The sequence below is a fragment of the Pseudomonas sp. TE3899 genome (genome assembly GCF_056279105.1).
On the sequence record NZ_JBWBQR010000001.1, the window covers coordinates 6124665 to 6143010 of the forward strand.

Below are 18346 nucleotides of genomic sequence, written 5' to 3' on the forward strand. Positions count from 1 at the left end.
GGGGCGCAGTGTAAGGCAGTGAGCCGTCGCTGTGTGAAAGGCCTGACGGACGCTCAGTCGCGGTCTTCCGCCGCCAGCCGCTGGGCCATGAAGTGCAGCGTCGGAAACAGCAGCGCCCAGAGCAGTCCGATGCCCAGCAGCGTGGGCAGTTGGCCGTAGGGAAACTGCACCCCCGCCAGTTGGCTGCCGGCGTAATACGACAACGGTCCGCCGACCGCGCCCAACACGCTGGCCAGCCACCACGGATTGGCGCTCCACAGCAGGCAGTGGCGCAAGGTGGTCGCCAGCAGCGCCCACAACAGCATCAGCCACAGCGGAATCAATGGTGCGACGTCGGTGAAATCGAACACGCCCAGCCAGCGCAATGAACTGTCTACCGTGGTGCCCAATAACACCACGCTGAGGATCAATCGGCCTTCATCGCCCCAACGACTTATCCACAGCAGATGAATCACCAGTACCGCCAATGCCACCAACAGCCACAGACTGTTGCCGCCCACCACGCAGGCGAACCAGCCGAGTTGAAACAGCGCGGCATTGGCCAGACGTTCAAGCATCGAATCGGCCGAGCAGGGGCGCCGGCATCGCAGCCGGTTTGGCCAGCAGCAATTGTGCGGTGCCGATGGTGCGCTCCAGGAAGCCGCCCTCGCAGTAGCACAGGTAAAACTCCCATAACCGCAGGAACGCATCGTCGTAGCCCAATTCGCTCAAGCGGCCGTGGGCGTGGCGAAAATTCTCATGCCACAGGCGCAGGGTCCGGGCGTAGTGCAGGCCGAAGTCCTCCATGTGCAGCAGGTTCATGTCGGTGTCGCGGCTGACGATCTCCAGCATCTTCTGCACGCAGGGCAACGCACCGCCGGGGAAGATGTAGCGCTGGATAAAGTCGACGCTGTTCCTGGCCTGTTCGTAGCGCTGTTCGCGGATGGTGATCGCCTGCAACAGCATCAAGCCGTTGCTCTTGAGCAGGTGCGCGCATTGCTTGAAATAGGTCGGCAGGAAGCGATGGCCGACGGCTTCGATCATCTCGATGGAAACCAGTTTGTCGTACTGACCGGTGAGGTCGCGGTAATCCGACAGCAGCAAAGTGACCTGGTCTTGTAAACCCAGGGCTTCGATCCGTTGTGCGGTGAAGGCGTACTGTTCTTTTGACAGTGTGGTGGTGGTGACTTTGCAGCCGTAATGCTGCGCGGCGTAGAGCGCCATGCTGCCCCAACCGGTGCCGATTTCCAGCAAGTGATCGCTCGGCTTGAGGTCGAGTTTCTGACAAATCCGTTCGAGCTTGTTTAACTGCGCCTGTTCCAGGGTGTCATCGGGGCTGAGGAATTGCGCCGCCGAATACATCATCGTCGGGTCGAGAAACTGTTCGAACAGGTCGTTGCCCAGGTCGTAATGCGCCGCGATATTTTTCTGCGAACCCTTGCGAGTATTGCGATTGAGCCAGTGCAGGCCCTGCACGAAAGGTCTGCCGAGTTTGGCCAGGCCACCTTCCAGTGCATCCAGCACCTCAAGATTGCTGACGAACACCCGGACCACCGCCGTCAGGTCCGGCGAGGTCCAGTAACCGTGGATGAACGCTTCACCGGCACCAATCGAACCGTTGCTCGCCACCAGCCCCCAGACCGCCGCATCCAGGACATGAATCTCGCCCAGCAGATGGCCGCCGGGCGTGCCGAAGACGTGCCGTTCGCCGTCCTCGATCACCACCAATTGCCCGTGCTTAAGGTGCGCCAGTTGCCGCAGGACACCGCGACGCAGCAGCGAGCCGGACCAGCCGTTGGTGCTGAGCAGGTTGGCTTTGGCCGTAACGCTAGAGGATTTCATGGCGGCGATCCTGTGGGATATCGATGGCGGTCTGGACGCTGCCATCGGCAGCCTGATGAGCAAAAATCGGTGTACGTTTGAGCAACAGGCGCACGGCCTGCCAATAGATCGCCAGGCAGGTTTTCGCGGTCATCCACGGAAAGCACCGCAAGTAACGGTGCAGGCTGTAGCGGTCCAGCGCTTCCCGTTGCAGGTTGAGCGTGGCGTCGAACAGTTTCAGTTCGCCTTGCCAGTCCGCCATGTGCACGCCGAGCTTTTGCGCGGCAGGGCTGAAGCTCATGCGGTATTCCAGATCCCGCGGCAGAAACGGCGAGACATGAAACGCCTTGGCCACGGCGAAATGCTGATGCTGACTCTGTAGCCCTTCGACGGCTCGGGCCGGCAACACGTAGTGATAACGCTCGCGCCACGGGGTGTTGGTGACTTCGCAGAGAATCGCCGCCAGTTGGCCATCGGCTTCGTGGCAATAGAAAAAACTCACCGGGTTGAACGCCAGGCCCCAACTGCGGGGCTGGGTCAGCAGGCAGATCGTGCCTTGGGGCTCATGGCCGAGCACCTGGCCGACCTGCTGGCGTACCGCGTCGATCAAACGCTGGCCGGTGCCGGTGAAGGCTTTCAGGTAGTCGCTTTCGCGGAACGAAAAGGGCGCGAAGCGGCTATCGCCCGACAACGGCGACAAACCGAGCACGGCCTCCTGTTCGTCGAGGTCCAGGTACAGCAGCCCGATCCGATAGCGGAATTGATGGGCTCTTGGAGCAAACCGCCGATGGGCGATCCAGCCGCTGTAGAGGGCGCTGTTCACAAGGTTTCACCCAACGATCGGGCCACGCGCAAGGCGCTGACCACCCCGTCTTCGTGAAAGCCGTTGGCCCAGTAGGCGCCGCAATAATACGTGTGCTGCGCGCCGTTCAACTCTTCCCAGCGTCCTTGCGCGGCCACGGCCTTGAGGCTGAATTGCGGGTGGGCATAGGTGTATTTGGCGAGCACTTTGAACGGGCTGATGCCGGCGCTCTGGTTGAGGCTGACGCAGAACGTGGTGTCGCTCTGGATCCCTTGCAGGATGTTCATGTCATAGGTGACGGTGGCTCGCGTGTGCCCGGCGGCCCCGAGCCGGTAATTCCAACTGGCCCAGGCGAGCTTTTGCTTGGGCAGCAGGTGTGTATCGGTGTGCAGCACGATTTCGTTGTCGGCGTAGGGCAGGGCGCCGAGGATCGACTGTTCGGCAGCGCTCGGCTCGGCCAGCAGTTGCAACGCCTGATCGCTGTGGCAGGCGAACACCACTTTGTCGAAGCGCTCGCTGCCGGCGGGGCTGTGGATAACCACACCGTCGGCCTCGCGTTCGACGCGGGTCACTGGGCAGTTGAGGCGAATTTTGTCTTTAAAGGAGGCGGTCAGCGGCGCGATGTAGGCGCTGGAACCCCCCTCGATCACGCACCATTGCGGACGATTGCCGACGGACAACAAACCGTGGTGCTTGAAGAACCGCACAAAGAACTGCAACGGGAAACCGAGCATGTCGGCCATGGACATCGACCAGATCGCCGCGCCCATCGGCACGATGTAATGCAGGATAAAGCGCTCGCCGTAGCCCCCGGCCTTCAAGTACTGATCGAGGGTGGTGTCGGCGGCGATCCGGTGTTCGTCGAGATCGCGCAGGGCCTCTTTGTTGAAGCGCAGGATGTCGCGCAACATGCCCCAGAACCCCGGCGACAGCAGGTTGCGCCGCTGAGCGAACAGGCTGTTGAAGTTATTGCCGTTGTACTCAAGACCCGAATCCGGGTCGGTGACCGAGAAACTCATCTCGGTGGGTTTGAACCCCACGCCGAGTTGCCCCAGCAGGCGGATGAAGTTCGGGTAGGTCCAGTCGTTGAACACAATGAACCCGGTGTCCACGGCGTAACGCTGGCCGTCGACGGTCACCTCGATCGTGTGGGTATGCCCACCGATCCAGTCGCCGGCTTCGAACAGGGTGATCTCGTGGCTGCGATTGAGCAGGTAGGCGCTGGTCAGGCCCGAGATACCGCTGCCGATAATGGCGATGTTCACGGCTGATCCTTGATCGGCGGGTTGCTGCGTACCATGCGCTTGCCGATCGCCAGTTTCACCCGCGCCGGCATTTTCGACAGGGGCCACAGGGCCGCCATGAACAACGCCGGGAAGGCAATTTCCAGTGGCCGATTCTTGAGCTTGGCGAAGATATGCCGCGCCGCTTTATCCACAGGCCAGCTGAGCGGCATCGGAAAGTCGTTCTTCTCGGTCAGCGGCGTGTCGACAAACCCTGGGCTGACCACGGTGACTTCAATACCTTCTGGCGCCAGGTCGATGCGCAAGGATTCGAACAGATAACGCAACCCGGCCTTCGAGGCGCCATAGGCTTCGGCCCGTGGCAAGGGCAGGTAGGTCACCGAACTGGCAACGCCCACCAGATGCGGCGCGGTACCCTTGCGCAGCAACGGCAAGGCGGCTTCGATGCAATAGCTGCTGGCGAGCAGATTGGTGCGCACCACATGCTCGACAATCGACGCATCGAATTGCTTGGCATCCACGTATTCGCAGGTGCCGGCGTTGAGGATCACCGTGTCCAGCGAGCCCCAGTCCTCGGCGATCCGTTCGCCGATTTCACGCACGGTCTGGCTGTTGGTCAGGTCCCCGGCGACCACCAATACTTGCCCTGGATAACGCTGGGACAGGATTTTCAGTGGCACCAGCGAGCGGGCACTGACCGCCAGGTGCGCCCCGGTTTTCAATATTTCCTCGGCCAGCGCGGCACCAATACCGCTGCTGGCGCCCGTCAACCAGTATCGACGTGGAGGTGTAAGGCTCATCCCATTCTCCTTTTCAGCCAGGCAATCGCCCGGCCCAATACCGGTAGGTGTTCATAAAGCAGTGCCCCGGCATCGAAATAATCCCGATGGCGATAAACCTTGTCGCGCCACAGCAGATGCGAGCAGCCATCGACCCGAATCACTCGGCCACCGGCCAGGCGCGGATGGCGGTAGCTCATGACCCAGCGCAAGTAACCTTCGCCTTCGCTGATCTGGTCGAAGCCGTGAAAGTCGAAATGCAGTTCGCTGACATTGGCGTAGAGCTCTTCAAAGTAACTGCGCAGTTGCACCAGGCCCTGCACTTCGTGCAGCGGATCGGTGAATTGCACGTCGTGGGTGTAGAGCTGATTGAGGCGTTGCAGGTTGTCCTTGTCCAGGTCCGCAAATTGCCGGGCAAAGCGTTGCAGGAATTCACTCATAGCCACCTCCAGCCGCCTGCCGCGACGGCAGGTTCTTGAACGCCGTCAGTGCGCGTTGGCGTGAAGTACTCAGGTTGACGATGGGCGATGGATAATCGGCGACGCCAAACAAACCGCCAACGTTGGCCGGGTTGTGCACTTCTTTTTTATTCAGCCCGGCCAGTTCCGGCAGCCAGTGCTTGATGAACACGCCTTCGGCATCGAATTTTTCCGATTGGCTCAGGGGGTTGAAGATGCGGAAGTAGGGCGCCGAATCGGTGCCAGTGGACGAGCTCCACTGCCAGCCGCCGTTGTTCGCCGCCAGATCGCCGTCGATCAGGTGCTGCATGAAAAAGCGCTCGCCCTCACGCCAGTCGATCAGCAGGTTCTTGGTCAGGAACATCGCCACCACCATGCGCAGGCGATTGTGCATCCAGCCGGTTTCCAGCAGTTGGCGCATGGCCGCGTCGATGATCGGCAGGCCGGTGCGGGCTTCTTTCCACGCGGCCAGTTCATCCGGGGCATCGCGCCAGGCCAGGGCTTCGGTTTCCGGGCGAAAGGCGCGGTGGCGGGACACCCGTGGGTAGCCCACCAGGATGTGTTTGTAGAACTCACGCCACAGCAGTTCGTTGATCCAGGTGACGGCGCCAACCTTGCCGCTTTCGAACTCGCCTTGGTTGCTTTGCAGTGCCGCGTGCAAACACTGGCGTGGGGAAATCACCCCGGCCGCCAGATAGGCTGAGAGCTGACTGGTGCCGGGCTTGGCCGGGAAATCGCGTTCGCTCTTGTAGTAGTCGATTTGTGCATCGGCGAAGGTGTCGAGGCGACGTCGGGCTTCGGCTTCACCGGCGGGCCAGAGCTTGATCAAGCGCTCGGCGGGTGTTGGGAACCCTTCGATGCAGGAAGGGACCTGATCGCTGTCGATGCTCAACGGCGCCTGAATGCCGGGGGCGCTCACAAGTTTGGGGAATGAGTGGCGCAAGCGGTCGTAGCAGACTTTGCGGAACTGGCTGAATACCTGGAAATACGTGCCGGTCTTGGTCAGCACCGTGCCTGGCGTGAACAGCAGTTGATCGAGGTAACTGAAAAAGTCGATGCCCTCGGCCTTCAGAGCCTGGCCCACAGCCTGATCACGGCGGGTTTCGTTGATGCCGTATTCCTCGTTGACGTGCACCGCGTCAACCTTTAACTCCCGACACAACTGGAGCAGCGCCTTGGGCGCGTCGTCCCAGTGCGGCGCGCTGCGGATCAGCAGGGGAATATTGAGCTTGCCCAGGGCATCGCGCAGTTCGGCCAGGTTACGCAGCCAGAAATCCACTTTGCACGGTGCGTCGTCATGCGCGCGCCACTGCTCCGGGCTCAGCAGGTACACCGCCACACTCGGGCCGCGGGCTGCGGCGGCCGAGAGGGCGGTGTTGTCGTGTAGTCGCAAGTCGCTGCGCAGCCAGATCAATTGCATGGTGGTGTCCGTGCTTAACATCTAAATAAGCCCACGCTGAACGAGAACCTGATGGGCCGACAAGGGATCTTCGGCCAGGAACAAATCAGCAATTTCAGTAGTTTTTACGGACAACTCGGCGTGGTGGATGCACACCGTTGGTCCGGCAATCATTTTTGGGCAACTGACGCCATTCAAAAGTTTCGGCAGCTGCGCCAGGTTCATGGCTTTGCTGGAATACAGCAGTACGCCTCGGGCTTGCAGGTGTTCGACCGCCAGTGCGAGTTCGCCGGCCGGGAGTGGCCAATCGAACACTTCCACCGGGCAATCGGCGCTGCTGATCAGCCACGCGGTGAGCCACACGTGAGGTTCGAGTGGCAGGTCCGAGTGATTGATCAACAGCAGCGGTGCGGCGTGCAGCTGACGATTGTTATGGTAGATGCGCGCGCCGAATTTGCTGCGTAACCAGGAATAAAAGAACACACGCTCCATCTGCGCACCAAACTGGCCTTGCCAGCGTTGCTCCAGCTCGCTCAATAACGGCAGCAGCAACTGCTCACACAGGGTACGGGGCGGGTACAGCGCCATGGCCTGGTTGACGGTGTCATCGAGGGGGCGTTCGGCCAGTTGCGTGACCGCTTGCAGCAGCGTGTTGCGCAACAACTGCCAGTCGTTTTCCACCGTTTCGGTAAAGGCCTGTGGCGTGTCGAGCAGTTGCTTGACCTGGCTGACGGCCACGCCGCGATTGAGCCAGGTCAGAATCGTCAGGATCCGTTGCACATGCTCGGCCGAGAACAACCGATGGCCCTTGGGTGTACGTTGCGGCACGATCAGGCCGTAGCGCCGTTCCCAGGCGCGCAGGGTGATGGCGTTGACGCCGGTCTGGCGCGCGACTTCACGAATCGGCAGCCAGCCTTCGTCCAAGGCTTTCTTGAAGTCGGCGCCGAGGTCTTCGCTGGCACTGGTGTCGAGTGGGCTTTTCATTTAGATCGCATTTCGCAGGCTGAGGTTTTCCGGGTGCGGTTGCAGGTAAACCTGTTGCGCGATGTACGGATCCGGGTGTTGGCGAAAGAAGTGCTTGAGCAACGTCAGCGGCACCACCAGCGGCACGATGCCGTGGCGGTATTGGCCGATGACGTGTTGCATTTCCTGCTTGTCTTCAGCGCTGATGGCCTGTTTGAGATAACCGCTGATGTGTTGCAGAACGTTGGTGTGGGTGCGGCGGGTGGCGCATTTTTTCAGCGCCTCCATCAGCTCGCTGAAATAACGCGGGCCGAGGGCTTTCGGATCGGTCTGGCCCATGTTGCCCAGCAGGTTGCCGAGGGTTTTGTACTGCACCGGGTTGTGGGCCATCAGCAGGTATTTGTAGCGCGAGTGAAAGTCGATCAGGCCGCGGCGGGTCAGACCTTGCTGGAGCAACTGCTGCCAGGCGCTGTAGGCAAAGACTCGGGTGAGGAAATTTTCCCGCAGCACCGGATCGTTGAGCCGGCCGTCTTCTTCCACGGGCAAATCCGGATGCTGTTCGCAAAAAGCCCGGGCGTAGATACCGCGACCGCCGCCGTCCACCGGGGCGCCGTTGGCGTGGTAGACCTTGACCCGCAGCAGCCCACAGGACGGCGATTTTTGCATGAAGATATAGCCGCAGATATCACCCAGCTCGGCCGCCATTTGCTGGCCGTAGGCGGCGAGGGGTTGGGTGACGTTGATCTCGGGATTGACGGCGCCGATAGCTTCGGGACGGTCGGGATCGCCCACGAGCCGGAGCGGCTCCCGGGGAATGCCGAGGCCAATCGCGACTTCCGGGCACACCGGGACGAAATCGAAATAGTCAGTGAGGGTACGACTGCACAGCCGCGACTCCTTGTGGCCGCCGTTGAAGCGCACTTCGGCGCCCATCAGGCAGGCGCTGATCGCTATTTTCGGTTTGGCGGTGGCGTTGGACATCGAAGCACCTCGAATCTAAACCTGTACAGAGTGTTGGCTCTGTACAACATAATCTTCATCATAGATTCGAAGCTGTACAAGTCAAATTATTTGTATAGGTTTTTTCGGGGAGTAGATCGTTCCCACGCTCTGCGTGGGAATGCAGCCCGTGACGCTCCGCGTCACTGGACACGGAGCGTCCCCAGAGGCATTCCCACGCGGAGCGCGGGAACGATCAGTTCCAGCCCAACAGCCAAGTGTTGCTGTCTTTCAAGGTTTGCCAATCGATGCGCTCACTGCGCTGGGTCAACACCGCCTGCAACTCAACTTCCAGCACCGTGCCATCCTCATCGCGGAACAGCTGCGTCACCAGAAAATGTTTTTCGCGGTTTTTCGGTTGGGCTGCTGTCCATTTCGACAGCAGCAATTTAGCGGGATTGAGGCGGTTCACTGCAGGTGCGCATGCAAGCGGCGGGCGGCTTCCTGGCCACTGAGCCAGGCCCCTTCGACGCGACCGGAGAGGCACCAGTCGCCACACACATACAGGCCCAGGTCGGCATCCGCCAAGACGCCCCATTCATGGCTGCTGGCGGGGCGGGCATAGAGCCAGCGGTGGGCAAGGCTGAAGGTCGGCGCCGGCATCGCACTGTGCAGCAGCTCGGCGAACGCCCCGTGCAGTTGCTCGATCACGGCTTCCTTGGGCAGGTCGATGTGTTGTCGGCTCCAGGTGCTGGTGGCGTGTAGCACCCAAGTGTCCAAAGTGTTGTCGCGCCCCGGTTTGCTGCGGTTGCGGGCCAGCCAGTCGAGCGGGCTGTCCTGCACGAAGCAACCTTCCATGGGCGTATCCAGCGGGGTGTCGAAGGCGAGGGCGATGGCCCAGGTCGGGTCCATTTTGACCCCGGCCGCAGCCCCCGCGAGCTTCGGCGCGGAGGCCAGCAGCGCGGTGGCCTGAGGCGCCGGCGTCGCAATCACTACGTGACTGAACGGACCATGGGTGAAGCCTTCGGCGTCCTGCAGATGCCAATGCTCTTCACCGCGATAGACCTCGGTGATGCGGCAGGCGAAATGCACTTCCAGGTCGCCGAGCAGGGCGCGGGTAATCGCGCTCATGCGCGGCGTGCCGACCCAGCGCGTCTGTTCATCCGGCGACAGGTTGAGCTGGCCGCCCTGGAACGTGTAGAGCTGCGGCGTCCATTCAGCGACCCAGCCGTTGGCTTGCCAGCGCTGCACTTCGGTGACGAAGCGCCGGTCACGGGCCGTGAAATACTGCGCACCCATGTCCAGAGCACCGGCGTCACTGCGCTTGCTCGACATGCGTCCGCCGCTGCCACGGCTTTTATCGAAAAGTTGAACGACATGCCCGGCCTCCGTCAGGGCCTGGGCGGCTGAGAGCCCGGCGATGCCGGTGCCGATGATTGCGATAGGTACAGTCATAGGGGCCTCGTTTACCTTTCTGTACAGACTACGCCGTGGTTTAAACCTGTACAATATTGTTTTTTGGTATAACTTTTAGCGTTCTCGTTCTGACAGCTTGGCCTATTGTTAAACACAGACACTGCCTGATACCAAAGATCCCTGCTTATAAAAATAGACTAGTGATCAAGGTAAAACGCCACGCGAGGAAGAAGTCATGCACATATTGCTGACCGGCGGTACTGGTTTGATAGGACGTCAGCTCTGCCGTCACTGGTTGAGTCAGGGGCATCGCCTGACGGTGTGGAGTCGTTCTCCAGAAAAAGTCGCGAAAATCTGCGGTGCTCAAGCGCGCGGCATTGCCCGTCTCGAAGACCTCGGCGAGGAACCGCTCGATGCCATCATCAACCTGGCGGGCGCTCCGATAGGTGATCGTTGGTGGACGACCCGGCGCAAGGCGCTGTTGTGGAGCAGCCGCATCAGCCTGACCGAAAGCCTGCTGGCCTGGCTCGAAACCCGCGAGCAAAAACCTCAGATACTGATCTCCGGCTCAGCGGTGGGTTGGTACGGCGATGGCGGCGAGCGGGAGTTGACTGAAGACTCGCCGCCGGTGATCGATGATTTCGCCAGCCAGTTGTGCATCGCCTGGGAGGAAACCGCCCAGCGTGCCGAGGCCTTGGGCATTCGGGTGATCCTGGTACGCACCGGGTTGGTGGTGTCGGCCGAGGGCGGCTTTTTGTCGCGGCTGTTGCTGCCGTTCAAACTGGGGCTGGGCGGGCCGATCGGCAACGGTCGGCAGTGGATGCCGTGGATTCATATCAAGGATCAAATCGCCCTGATTGATTTTCTTCTGCATCGCATTGATGCCAGCGGTCCATATAATGCCTGCGCGCCGAAACCGGTGCGCAATCGCGAATTCGCCAAGACGCTGGGCAGCGTGTTGCACCGCCCGGCGTTCATGCCCATGCCGGCGCTGGCATTGAAGGTCGGCCTGGGCGAGATGTCGTTGCTGTTGCTGGGCGGCCAGAAGGCTGTGCCGGCGCGCTTGCTGGAAGCGGGTTTCAAGTTCCAGTTCACTGATTTACGCGCGGCCCTGGACGATCTGTCCAGCCGCCTCTGAAATAGGACGTTGCATGACCGATCACGCGTTGCTTCTGGTCAACCTGGGCTCACCGGCCTCCACTTCGGTGGCGGATGTGCGCAGCTACCTCAATCAATTTCTGATGGACCCGTATGTGATCGACCTGCCATGGCCGGTGCGACGCTTGCTGGTGTCGCTGATCCTGTTCAAACGTCCGGAGCAGTCGGCCCACGCCTACGCGTCGATCTGGTGGGAGGAGGGCTCGCCACTGGTGGTGCTCAGCAAACGTCTGCAACAGGCCATGACCGCCCAATGGACCCATGGCCCCGTCGAGCTGGCGATGCGTTATGGCGAGCCGTCGATCGAATCGAAGCTGCTGCAACTGACCGCTCAGGGCCACAAGCGCATCACCCTCGCGCCCCTTTATCCACAGTTCGCCGACAGCACCGTGACCACGGTGATCGAGGAAGCCAAACGGGTGGTGCGCGAGAAAAAGCTCGATGTGCAGCTCTCGATTCTGCAACCGTTCTACGATCAGCCGGAATACCTCGATGCGCTGGTGGCCAGTGCCAGGCCGTATCTGGAGCAGGATTACGATCACCTGCTGCTGAGTTTCCACGGTTTGCCGGAACGGCATCTGACCAAGCTCGACCCGACCGGCCAGCATTGCTTCAAGAACGAAGACTGCTGCAAGAATGCCTCACCGGCGGTATTGGCGACGTGCTACCGCGCCCAGTGCCTGCGCACGGCGGACGAATTTGCAAAGCGCATGGGCTTGCCGGATGGCAAGTGGTCGGTATCGTTCCAGTCGCGTCTGGGGCGAGCGAAGTGGATCGAACCCTACACCGAAGCACGCCTCGACGAGTTGGGCAAACGTGGCGCGAAGAGGATTCTGGTGATGTGCCCGGCGTTCGTCGCCGATTGCATCGAGACCCTGGAAGAGATCGGGGATCGTGGGCTGGAGCAATTCCGCGAAGCGGGAGGGGAGGAGTTGGTGCTGGTGCCGTGCCTCAACGATGACCCGCAGTGGGCGAAGGCGTTGAATGCGTTGTGTGAGCGGGCGCCGTTGGCCCTGTAAACGTCACACAGAATGTGAGACAGGCTTGTTGTGGCGAGGGGGCTTGCCCCCGTTCGACTGCGCAGCAGTCGTAAATTCAGCAAACGCGGTACATCTAATGTTTCGCGGTTGTAGGGTTTAGGGCCGCTTCGCGACCCAACGGGGGCAAGCTCCCTCGCCACAGGGATTGAGGCGTCTGTTACAACAACGGCTCATCCGCCTTCTTGTGCTTCCAGCTGTCATTACCCGGCAGCAACAGGTTCAGCGCAATCGCCACCACCGCGCACAGCGCGATGCCTTTGAGGCCGAAGTCGTCTGGCCCTGTGCCGGTGCCGACCAGCACACCGCCAATCCCGAACACCAACGTCACCGAGACAATCACCAGGTTACGCGCCTCGCCCAGGTCGATCTTGTGGCGAATCAGCGTGTTCATGCCCACCGCCGCGATCGAGCCGAACAGCAGGCACAGAATCCCGCCCATCACCGGCACCGGAATGCTTTGCAGCAATGCGCCGAACTTGCCGACAAACGCCAGGCTGATGGCAAAGATCGCCGCCCAGGTCATGATTTTCGGGTTGTAGTTCTTGGTCAGCATCACCGCGCCCGTCACTTCGGCGTAGGTGGTGTTGGGCGGACCGCCGAACAGGCCGGCCGCGGTGGTGGCAATGCCATCGCCGAGCAGGGTGCGGTGCAGGCCGGGTTTCTTCAGGTAATCGCGACCGGTCACGCTACCGACCGCAATCACGCCGCCGATGTGCTCGATGGCCGGGGCCAGCGCCACCGGGACGATAAACAGAATCGCCTGCCAGTTGAATTCCGGCGCGGTGAAGTGCGGAATCGCGAACCACGGGGCAGCGGCAATCTTTGCGGTATCCACGACACCGAAATAGAACGCCATGCCAAACCCCACCAGCACGCCAGAGATGATCGGCACCAGGCGGAAAATGCCTTTACCGAATACCGCGACGATCAGGGTGGTCAGCAGCGCCGGCATCGAGATCAGCATCGCGGTCTGGTAATGAATCAGCTCCGAGCCGTCGCCCGCCTTGCCCATCGCCATGTTGGCGGCAATCGGCGCCATGGCCAGGCCGATGGAGATGATCACCGGACCAATCACCACCGGTGGCAGCAAACGGTCAATGAACCCGGTGCCTTTGATCTTCACGGCCAGGCCCAGGAAGGTGTAGACGAAACCTGCCGCCATCACGCCGCCCATGGTCGCCGCGAGGCCGAACTGGCCCTTGGCGAGAATGATCGGGGTGATAAAGGCAAAACTCGACGCCAGGAACACCGGCACCTGACGCCCGGTGACGATCTGGAACAGGATCGTCCCCAGGCCGGCGGTGAACAGCGCCACGTTTGGATCAAGGCCGGTAATCAGCGGCATCAACACCAGGGCGCCGAACGCCACGAACAGCATCTGTGCACCCGACAGCACCGTGCGCCAGAGCGGATCGTTGAACTCTTCCTGCATGCTCAAGCGTCCTTCTGCTTGGTGCCGAAGATCTTGTCACCGGCATCGCCCAGGCCCGGGATGATGTAACCATGCTCGTTCAAGCGTTCATCAATGGAGGCGGTGTAGATCATCACGTCCGGGTGCGCCTTCTCTACGGCAGCGATGCCTTCAGGGGCGGCAACCAGCACCATCGCGCGGATGTCGCGGCAACCGGCCTTTTTCAGCAGGTCGATGGTGGCGACCATGGAACTGCCGGTGGCGAGCATCGGGTCGATGATCATCGCCAGACGTTCGTTGATTTCCGGAACCAGTTTTTCCAGGTAGGTGTGGGCCTGCAGGGTTTCTTCGTTGCGGGCCACGCCCACGGCGCTGACTTTGGCACCCGGGATCAGGCTCAGCACGCCTTCGAGCATGCCGATACCGGCGCGCAGGATCGGCACCACGGTAATTTTCTTGCCGGCGATTTTCTCGACCGACACGGTGCCGGCCCAACCTTCGATATCGTAGGTTTCAAGCGGCAGGTCTTTGGTGGCTTCATAGGTCAGCAGGGCACCGACTTCCTGAGCAAGCTCACGGAAATTCTTGGTGCTGATGTCTGCGCGGCGCATAAGGCCAAGTTTATGACGGATCAGCGGATGGCGGATCTCTTGGATGGGCATGGGGAAAGCTCCGGCGGCGGGCAAAAAAACCGGCCTAGATTAATCTATCCGAGGGTGTTGTCCTATAGACATAAGGTACGTTAGTCCACAAACGCTTGATTCGGCCGGGCGGGATGCGTACCTTTGCCCGCTTTTCCTGAATCCGCCACCCCTTGGAGAGCGACATGCCTGCTGATCTCGAGCATATCCGTCAAATCATGCGAGAGGCTGACTGCCTGTACACCGAAGCTGAAGTCGAGGCGGCCATCGCCCGCGTCGGTGCACACATCAACGAACAGCTGGCTGAGACCAACCCGGTGGTGTTCTGTGTGATGAACGGCGGCCTGATTTTCGCCGGCAAGCTGCTCACCCATCTGCACTTCCCGCTGGAAGCGTCCTACCTGCACGCCACCCGCTATCGCAACGAAACCAGCGGCGGCGACCTGTTCTGGAAAGCCAAGCCGGAAGTCTCGTTCCTCGACCGCGACGTGCTGATCATCGACGATATCCTCGATGAAGGTCACACCCTGGGCGCGATCATCGACTACTGCAAACACGCCGGCGCGCGCAAAGTGCACACCGCCGTGCTGATCGACAAGGACCACGACCGCAAGGCTCGCCCGGACCTGAAAGCCGATTTCGTTGGTCTGCCGTGCATCGACCGTTACATCTTCGGTTATGGCATGGACTACAAAGGCTACTGGCGCAACGCCAATGGGATTTTTGCCGTTAAAGGAATGTAAACAATGGCTACGCCGAGCTTTCTGGATCAAGCACTGTTCGCGGATTTGGCTGAGAAAGCGGCGGGCAACCCACGTGGTCGGCAGCATCACAACTTTCATCAGATGGAGGAACCCTGCCACCGGATGGCGGTAGGGTTGCAGCCGAGCACGTACATTCCGCCTCACCGGCACCAGAGCGCCGACAAGGCTGAAACCCTGGTGGTGTTGCGAGGTCGTCTCGGCCTGCTGATTTTTGATGAGTCTGGCCAGGTTACCGATAAGTGCGTCCTGCAGGCCGGTGGCGATTGCCTGGGGGTGGACTTGCCGGCAGGCATTTATCACGGTCTGGTGGTGCTGGAAGCTGATAGCGTGATGTTCGAGTGCAAGGCTGGCCCTTTCCGTCCGGTCGGTGAAGGTGATCTGGCCCACTGGGCTCCGCGTGAAGGCGAGACGGGTGTGGCCGAGTATCAAGCCTGGATGCGCGCGCAGTTCGATTGATCTCCACCCCGTGTAGGCGCGAGGCTTGCCCGCGATATAGGTGTGTCAGTCAAACCAGTTATCGACTGACACACCGCCTTCACGCGGGCAAGCCTCCCTCCTGCAGAGGCGGCGGCACAGCTTCACCTCCGTCAGCCGTGATAAAGTGCCCGGCCTCGCCTCCGGAGCCCGTCATGAGCCTTTTGATCCGCAGCTGCGCCGCCCTGTTGCTGACCCTCAGCCTGCCCCTGGTCGCCGCCCCGGCGCCGATGCACGCGCAGTTCCTGCCGCCGGACGACCTGACCCTGCGCGACGCCGAACCGGAGCAGCAACAACTGCTGCAGGTCACCGATTATTCGGTGGTGGTGGGTAGCCAACGCCAGTCGACCCAACAACCGATCCCGGTGACGTCACCGCTGCTGATCCGCCTCAAGGGCAAATCCCTGAACAAGGGCGCGACCATCAGCCAGGTGATGGTCAATTTCGATGGCGAAAGCAAAAGCCTGAAAAAGCCGATCTACGACGAGAAGAGCAAAACCCTGACGCTCTACTACCCGCTGGCTCAATACCGGGTGGTGATCGATTTGCTGCGCAACGACACGGTGTATTGCCAGTTCCTCAGTTACGCCAACGGCCATGTCTGGGCCGATCTGCACACCGGCAGCGTGCGTTCGCGTTGAGCCTGGCCTCAATCGAGGGGTAAACTGCCCGCCCCGTGAAATGTCTGCGAGCTGGAGTCGGCAATGCGTAAAGATAAGAAGCAAGTGATTGGTGACGAGATCGGCGATGAACAAATCAAACTGTTCCTCGATTTTGAACCGGTCGACGCCACTTCCCCGTCCCTGCACAAACTGATCAAGGCCTATCGCGGCCTGCGCATCGACGACTTCGAGCGCTTCCTGACGTTTTTCGTCGAGGCCGGGTTTGACCTGGACGGCAAGGATGAGCATGGCAATGATTTTGTTGCGGTGATCAAGGATCAGCGTAATGCGGCTGAGTACATCGAGTTGATCGCCAAGGCTCGCGGTTGAATCGCGGACACCTGTGCCCCGTAGGAGTAAAGCTTGCTCGCGATAGCGCTCTGAAGGACGCCATCGCGGGGAAGCCATGCTCCTACAGATAGACGCATAAAAAAACGCCCCGCTCTCACTGAGAACGGGGCGTTTTTTGTGGGGCCGAATCAAGCGTAGCTTTCGGTCTCGTTACTGGCTTCAACCAGTTCCAGCGCGACGTTGTTGTGCGCGTTGATCTTGCGATACAGCGCCGCGTCGGTTTCCAGGACTTTTTCCCGAGCCGGGAAGATTTCCGCCAGTTTGGCCGCCCATTCACCGGCGGCTTTGTTCGGGAAACACTTCTCGATCAGCTCAAGCATGATCGAAACCGTCACCGAAGCACCAGGGGAAGCGCCGAGCAATGCAGCAAGGGAACCGTCCTTGGCCGCGACCAGTTCGGTACCGAACTGCAGAACGCCGCCCTTTTTCGGGTCTTTCTTGATGATCTGCACCCGTTGGCCGGCCACTTCCAGGCGCCAGTCTTCGGCCTTCGCTTCAGGGTAGAAGCGACGCAGGGATTCCAGGCGCTGCTCCATCGACTGCATCACTTCGCTGACCAGGTACTTGGTCAGGTCCATGTTGTTTTTCGCCACGGCCAGCATCGGGCCGATGTTGCCGGCACGAACCGACAGCGGCAGGTCCATGAAGGAGCCGTGCTTGAGGAACTTGGTGGTGAAACCGGCGTATGGCCCGAACAACAGGGACTTGTTGCCATCGACCACGCGGGTGTCCAGGTGCGGCACCGACATCGGCGGCGAACCCACGGCGGCCTGGCTGTAGACCTTGGCCTGGTGGTGCTTGACCACTTCCGGGTTGTCGCAACGCAGCCATTGGCCGCTGATCGGGAAGCCGCCGAAGCCTTTGCTTTCCTCGATGCCCGACGCTTGCAGCAACGGCAATGCCGCGCCGCCCGCGCCGAGGAAGACGAATTTGGCGTCGACTTCACGGGTGTTGCCGCTGTTGACGTCCTTGATGCTGACGGTCCAGCCATTGGCGTTACGCTTCAGGCCGGTGACGCGCTTGCAGTACTTGACCTGGGCATCCGGTGCGCTGGTCAGGTGCTTGAGCAATTGATTGGTCAGGGCGCCGAAGTTGACGTCGGTGCCGTTCATCACGCGGGTGGCGGCCAGGACTTCGTCGGGCGAGCGGCCCGGCATCATCAGGGGCATCCACTCGGCCATCTTGGCCTTGTCTTCGGTGTATTCCATATCGGAAAAGGCGTGGTGCTTGCTCAGCACGTTGAAGCGTGACTTGAGGAACGACACGCCGCTGTCGCCTTGCACGAAGCTCAGGTGCGGCACCGGGCTGATGAAGGTCTTGCACGAGCCGAAGGTGCCTTTCTTGGTCAGGTACGACCAGAACTGCTTCGACACTTCGAACTGGGTGTTGATGTGCACGGCTTTCTTGATGTCGACGGTGCCGTCGGCGGCCTGCGGCGTGTAGTTGAGCTCACACAGCCCGGCGTGACCGGTCCCGGCGTTGTTCCACGGGTTGGAACTCTCCGCGGCACCCGAATCCATCAGCTCGACGACTTCCAGCTTGATCGCGGGGTCGAGCTCTTTGAGCAGTACAGCGAGGGTGGCACTCATGATGCCGGCCCCTACGAGTACTACGTCGACTGCTTCGTTATGCGCCATTTAACGCGTCTCCAAAATCTGCAGCACCAAATTGTCGGCATGGCTGCCAGGCGTTCAGGGCGAGTCAGTGATGCCCCAGGTACCCATGGCAGTGTCGCCATGTCCGAATCTTCGCAATTTTTCGCAACTTCGACGGACGCTACCGGCCGGGCCTATGAGTGATATGAACTCATTTCAGCACACGACTGGCAATTCGACTTATGGTCGAGACATCCGTTTGTGCAACCAAATCCGTAGCGGACAGGCTTCAGGCTCCGGTATTTGAGGCGTACCCGGTCCTGTGTCGTTGGGCTGTTTCAGACGCTAATGGTGCATGTTCAGACGCAAAACTATTCATTTGCTCGCCACACTCTTGTGAAGTTGTGAAAACCCGTTTTTTTCACGCTCTTTTGAAGACGTGAACCTCAA

General features: G+C 60.6%; 20 protein-coding genes. 6 read left to right on the forward strand and 14 right to left on the reverse strand.

Translation table 11 applies throughout. From position 1 onward, the window contains the following. Window positions 1–53: 53 nt before the first annotated feature. The 11 genes from ACZ89E_RS27915 to ACZ89E_RS27965 form a co-directional block, all read right to left on the reverse strand. The gene (locus ACZ89E_RS27915) at window positions 54–557 is read right to left on the reverse strand and encodes a DUF2878 domain-containing protein (RefSeq protein ID WP_149661137.1); all 504 of its coding nucleotides are present in this window, start codon (window positions 555–557) and stop codon (window positions 54–56) included. Continuing rightward, window positions 550–1821, reverse strand: coding sequence for an SAM-dependent methyltransferase (locus ACZ89E_RS27920; RefSeq protein WP_149661136.1), 1272 nt, complete (start codon window positions 1819–1821; stop codon window positions 550–552). Before ACZ89E_RS27920 ends, ACZ89E_RS27915 begins: the two co-directional genes overlap by 8 nt. After that, a complete protein-coding gene (locus tag ACZ89E_RS27925) occupies window positions 1808–2623 on the reverse strand; it encodes a DUF1365 domain-containing protein (protein WP_476256805.1) in 816 nt (271 codons plus the stop codon). The genes ACZ89E_RS27920 and ACZ89E_RS27925 overlap by 14 nt, the downstream gene beginning before the upstream one ends. Next, window positions 2620–3867, reverse strand: a complete 1248-nt coding sequence (locus tag ACZ89E_RS27930) for an NAD(P)/FAD-dependent oxidoreductase (protein ID WP_149661134.1) — start codon at window positions 3865–3867, stop codon at window positions 2620–2622. Before ACZ89E_RS27930 ends, ACZ89E_RS27925 begins: the two co-directional genes overlap by 4 nt. Beyond that, window positions 3864–4646, reverse strand: coding sequence for an SDR family NAD(P)-dependent oxidoreductase (locus ACZ89E_RS27935; RefSeq protein ID WP_463258459.1), 783 nt, complete (start codon window positions 4644–4646; stop codon window positions 3864–3866). The genes ACZ89E_RS27930 and ACZ89E_RS27935 overlap by 4 nt, the downstream gene beginning before the upstream one ends. Next, window positions 4643–5065, reverse strand: a complete 423-nt coding sequence (locus ACZ89E_RS27940; protein ID WP_149661132.1) for a nuclear transport factor 2 family protein — start codon at window positions 5063–5065, stop codon at window positions 4643–4645. Before ACZ89E_RS27940 ends, ACZ89E_RS27935 begins: the two co-directional genes overlap by 4 nt. Continuing rightward, window positions 5058–6503: a deoxyribodipyrimidine photo-lyase gene (gene phrB / locus ACZ89E_RS27945; RefSeq protein WP_476256806.1), complete on the reverse strand. Its 1446-nt coding sequence runs from the start codon at window positions 6501–6503 to the stop codon at window positions 5058–5060. The genes ACZ89E_RS27940 and phrB overlap by 8 nt, the downstream gene beginning before the upstream one ends. Window positions 6504–6524: 21 nt before the next feature. Continuing rightward, window positions 6525–7466: a MerR family transcriptional regulator gene (locus ACZ89E_RS27950; protein ID WP_149661130.1), complete on the reverse strand. Its 942-nt coding sequence runs from the start codon at window positions 7464–7466 to the stop codon at window positions 6525–6527. Then, window positions 7467–8426 carry a YbgA family protein gene (locus tag ACZ89E_RS27955; RefSeq protein ID WP_476256807.1) on the reverse strand — a complete coding sequence of 320 codons (960 nt, stop codon included), beginning with the start codon at window positions 8424–8426 and terminating at the stop codon, window positions 7467–7469. A gap of 214 nt (window positions 8427–8640) precedes the next feature. After that, a complete protein-coding gene (locus tag ACZ89E_RS27960; RefSeq protein WP_149661128.1) occupies window positions 8641–8856 on the reverse strand; it encodes a TIGR02450 family Trp-rich protein in 216 nt (71 codons plus the stop codon). Further along, the gene (locus tag ACZ89E_RS27965) at window positions 8853–9839 is read right to left on the reverse strand and encodes an NAD(P)/FAD-dependent oxidoreductase (protein WP_149661127.1); all 987 of its coding nucleotides are present in this window, start codon (window positions 9837–9839) and stop codon (window positions 8853–8855) included. The genes ACZ89E_RS27960 and ACZ89E_RS27965 overlap by 4 nt, the downstream gene beginning before the upstream one ends. Window positions 9840–10035: 196 nt before the next feature. Between ACZ89E_RS27965 and ACZ89E_RS27970 the strand changes: the two genes are divergently transcribed. Together ACZ89E_RS27970 and hemH are read left to right on the forward strand one after the other, a co-directional pair. After that, window positions 10036–10938 carry a TIGR01777 family oxidoreductase gene (locus ACZ89E_RS27970; RefSeq protein WP_149661126.1) on the forward strand — a complete coding sequence of 301 codons (903 nt, stop codon included), beginning with the start codon at window positions 10036–10038 and terminating at the stop codon, window positions 10936–10938. Between the two features lie 13 nt (window positions 10939–10951). Next, window positions 10952–11977 carry a ferrochelatase gene (gene hemH, locus ACZ89E_RS27975; RefSeq protein ID WP_476256808.1) on the forward strand — a complete coding sequence of 342 codons (1026 nt, stop codon included), beginning with the start codon at window positions 10952–10954 and terminating at the stop codon, window positions 11975–11977. 178 nt (window positions 11978–12155) lie between these two features. Here the strand turns inward: hemH and ACZ89E_RS27980 are convergent, their stop codons facing one another. Together ACZ89E_RS27980 and upp are read right to left on the reverse strand one after the other, a co-directional pair. Continuing rightward, window positions 12156–13430, reverse strand: coding sequence for a uracil-xanthine permease family protein (locus ACZ89E_RS27980; RefSeq protein WP_133840270.1), 1275 nt, complete (start codon window positions 13428–13430; stop codon window positions 12156–12158). Between the two features lie 2 nt (window positions 13431–13432). Continuing rightward, a complete protein-coding gene (upp, locus tag ACZ89E_RS27985; RefSeq protein ID WP_123410117.1) occupies window positions 13433–14071 on the reverse strand; it encodes a uracil phosphoribosyltransferase in 639 nt (212 codons plus the stop codon). A 164-nt stretch (window positions 14072–14235) separates the two neighbouring features. On the opposite strand from upp, the gene ACZ89E_RS27990 reads away from it, so the two are divergent. The 4 genes from ACZ89E_RS27990 (at window position 14236) to ACZ89E_RS28005 (ending at window position 16280) form a co-directional block, all read left to right on the forward strand. Continuing rightward, complete coding sequence (locus ACZ89E_RS27990; RefSeq protein ID WP_123509212.1) at window positions 14236–14793, forward strand: hypoxanthine-guanine phosphoribosyltransferase; 558 nt, start codon at window positions 14236–14238, stop codon at window positions 14791–14793. Window positions 14794–14796: 3 nt separating this feature from the next. After that, the gene (locus ACZ89E_RS27995; protein ID WP_149661124.1) at window positions 14797–15270 is read left to right on the forward strand and encodes a WbuC family cupin fold metalloprotein; all 474 of its coding nucleotides are present in this window, start codon (window positions 14797–14799) and stop codon (window positions 15268–15270) included. Between the two features lie 173 nt (window positions 15271–15443). Beyond that, window positions 15444–15929 (forward strand): hypothetical protein, encoded by a 486-nt coding sequence (locus ACZ89E_RS28000; RefSeq protein WP_149661123.1) that lies wholly within the window; start codon window positions 15444–15446, stop codon window positions 15927–15929. Between the two features lie 63 nt (window positions 15930–15992). Then, the gene (locus ACZ89E_RS28005) at window positions 15993–16280 is read left to right on the forward strand and encodes a PA4642 family protein (RefSeq protein WP_092278109.1); all 288 of its coding nucleotides are present in this window, start codon (window positions 15993–15995) and stop codon (window positions 16278–16280) included. Window positions 16281–16429: 149 nt separating this feature from the next. Here the strand turns inward: ACZ89E_RS28005 and mqo are convergent, their stop codons facing one another. After that, complete coding sequence (mqo, locus tag ACZ89E_RS28010; RefSeq protein WP_476256809.1) at window positions 16430–17938, reverse strand: malate dehydrogenase (quinone); 1509 nt, start codon at window positions 17936–17938, stop codon at window positions 16430–16432. Between the last annotated feature and the right edge of the window lie 408 nt (window positions 17939–18346).

What these genes read in the sequence shown, in the direction of transcription:
- ACZ89E_RS27915 (WP_149661137.1), bottom strand. Translation starts at nt 557, where the DNA reads ATGCTTGAACGTCTGGCCAATGCCGCGCTGTTTCAACTCGGCTGGTTC.
- ACZ89E_RS27920 (WP_149661136.1), bottom strand. Translation starts at nt 1,821, where the DNA reads ATGAAATCCTCTAGCGTTACGGCCAAAGCCAACCTGCTCAGCACCAAC.
- ACZ89E_RS27935 (WP_463258459.1), bottom strand. Translation starts at nt 4,646, where the DNA reads ATGAGCCTTACACCTCCACGTCGATACTGGTTGACGGGCGCCAGCAGC.
- ACZ89E_RS27940 (WP_149661132.1), bottom strand. Translation starts at nt 5,065, where the DNA reads ATGAGTGAATTCCTGCAACGCTTTGCCCGGCAATTTGCGGACCTGGAC.
- phrB (WP_476256806.1), bottom strand. Translation starts at nt 6,503, where the DNA reads ATGCAATTGATCTGGCTGCGCAGCGACTTGCGACTACACGACAACACC.
- ACZ89E_RS27950 (WP_149661130.1), bottom strand. Translation starts at nt 7,466, where the DNA reads ATGAAAAGCCCACTCGACACCAGTGCCAGCGAAGACCTCGGCGCCGAC.
- ACZ89E_RS27955 (WP_476256807.1), bottom strand. Translation starts at nt 8,426, where the DNA reads ATGTCCAACGCCACCGCCAAACCGAAAATAGCGATCAGCGCCTGCCTG.
- ACZ89E_RS27965 (WP_149661127.1), bottom strand. Translation starts at nt 9,839, where the DNA reads ATGACTGTACCTATCGCAATCATCGGCACCGGCATCGCCGGGCTCTCA.
- ACZ89E_RS27970 (WP_149661126.1), top strand. Translation starts at nt 10,036, where the DNA reads ATGCACATATTGCTGACCGGCGGTACTGGTTTGATAGGACGTCAGCTC.
- hemH (WP_476256808.1), top strand. Translation starts at nt 10,952, where the DNA reads ATGACCGATCACGCGTTGCTTCTGGTCAACCTGGGCTCACCGGCCTCC.
- ACZ89E_RS27980 (WP_133840270.1), bottom strand. Translation starts at nt 13,430, where the DNA reads ATGCAGGAAGAGTTCAACGATCCGCTCTGGCGCACGGTGCTGTCGGGT.
- upp (WP_123410117.1), bottom strand. Translation starts at nt 14,071, where the DNA reads ATGCCCATCCAAGAGATCCGCCATCCGCTGATCCGTCATAAACTTGGC.
- ACZ89E_RS27990 (WP_123509212.1), top strand. Translation starts at nt 14,236, where the DNA reads ATGCCTGCTGATCTCGAGCATATCCGTCAAATCATGCGAGAGGCTGAC.
- ACZ89E_RS27995 (WP_149661124.1), top strand. Translation starts at nt 14,797, where the DNA reads ATGGCTACGCCGAGCTTTCTGGATCAAGCACTGTTCGCGGATTTGGCT.
- ACZ89E_RS28000 (WP_149661123.1), top strand. Translation starts at nt 15,444, where the DNA reads ATGAGCCTTTTGATCCGCAGCTGCGCCGCCCTGTTGCTGACCCTCAGC.
- ACZ89E_RS28005 (WP_092278109.1), top strand. Translation starts at nt 15,993, where the DNA reads ATGCGTAAAGATAAGAAGCAAGTGATTGGTGACGAGATCGGCGATGAA.
- mqo (WP_476256809.1), bottom strand. Translation starts at nt 17,938, where the DNA reads ATGGCGCATAACGAAGCAGTCGACGTAGTACTCGTAGGGGCCGGCATC.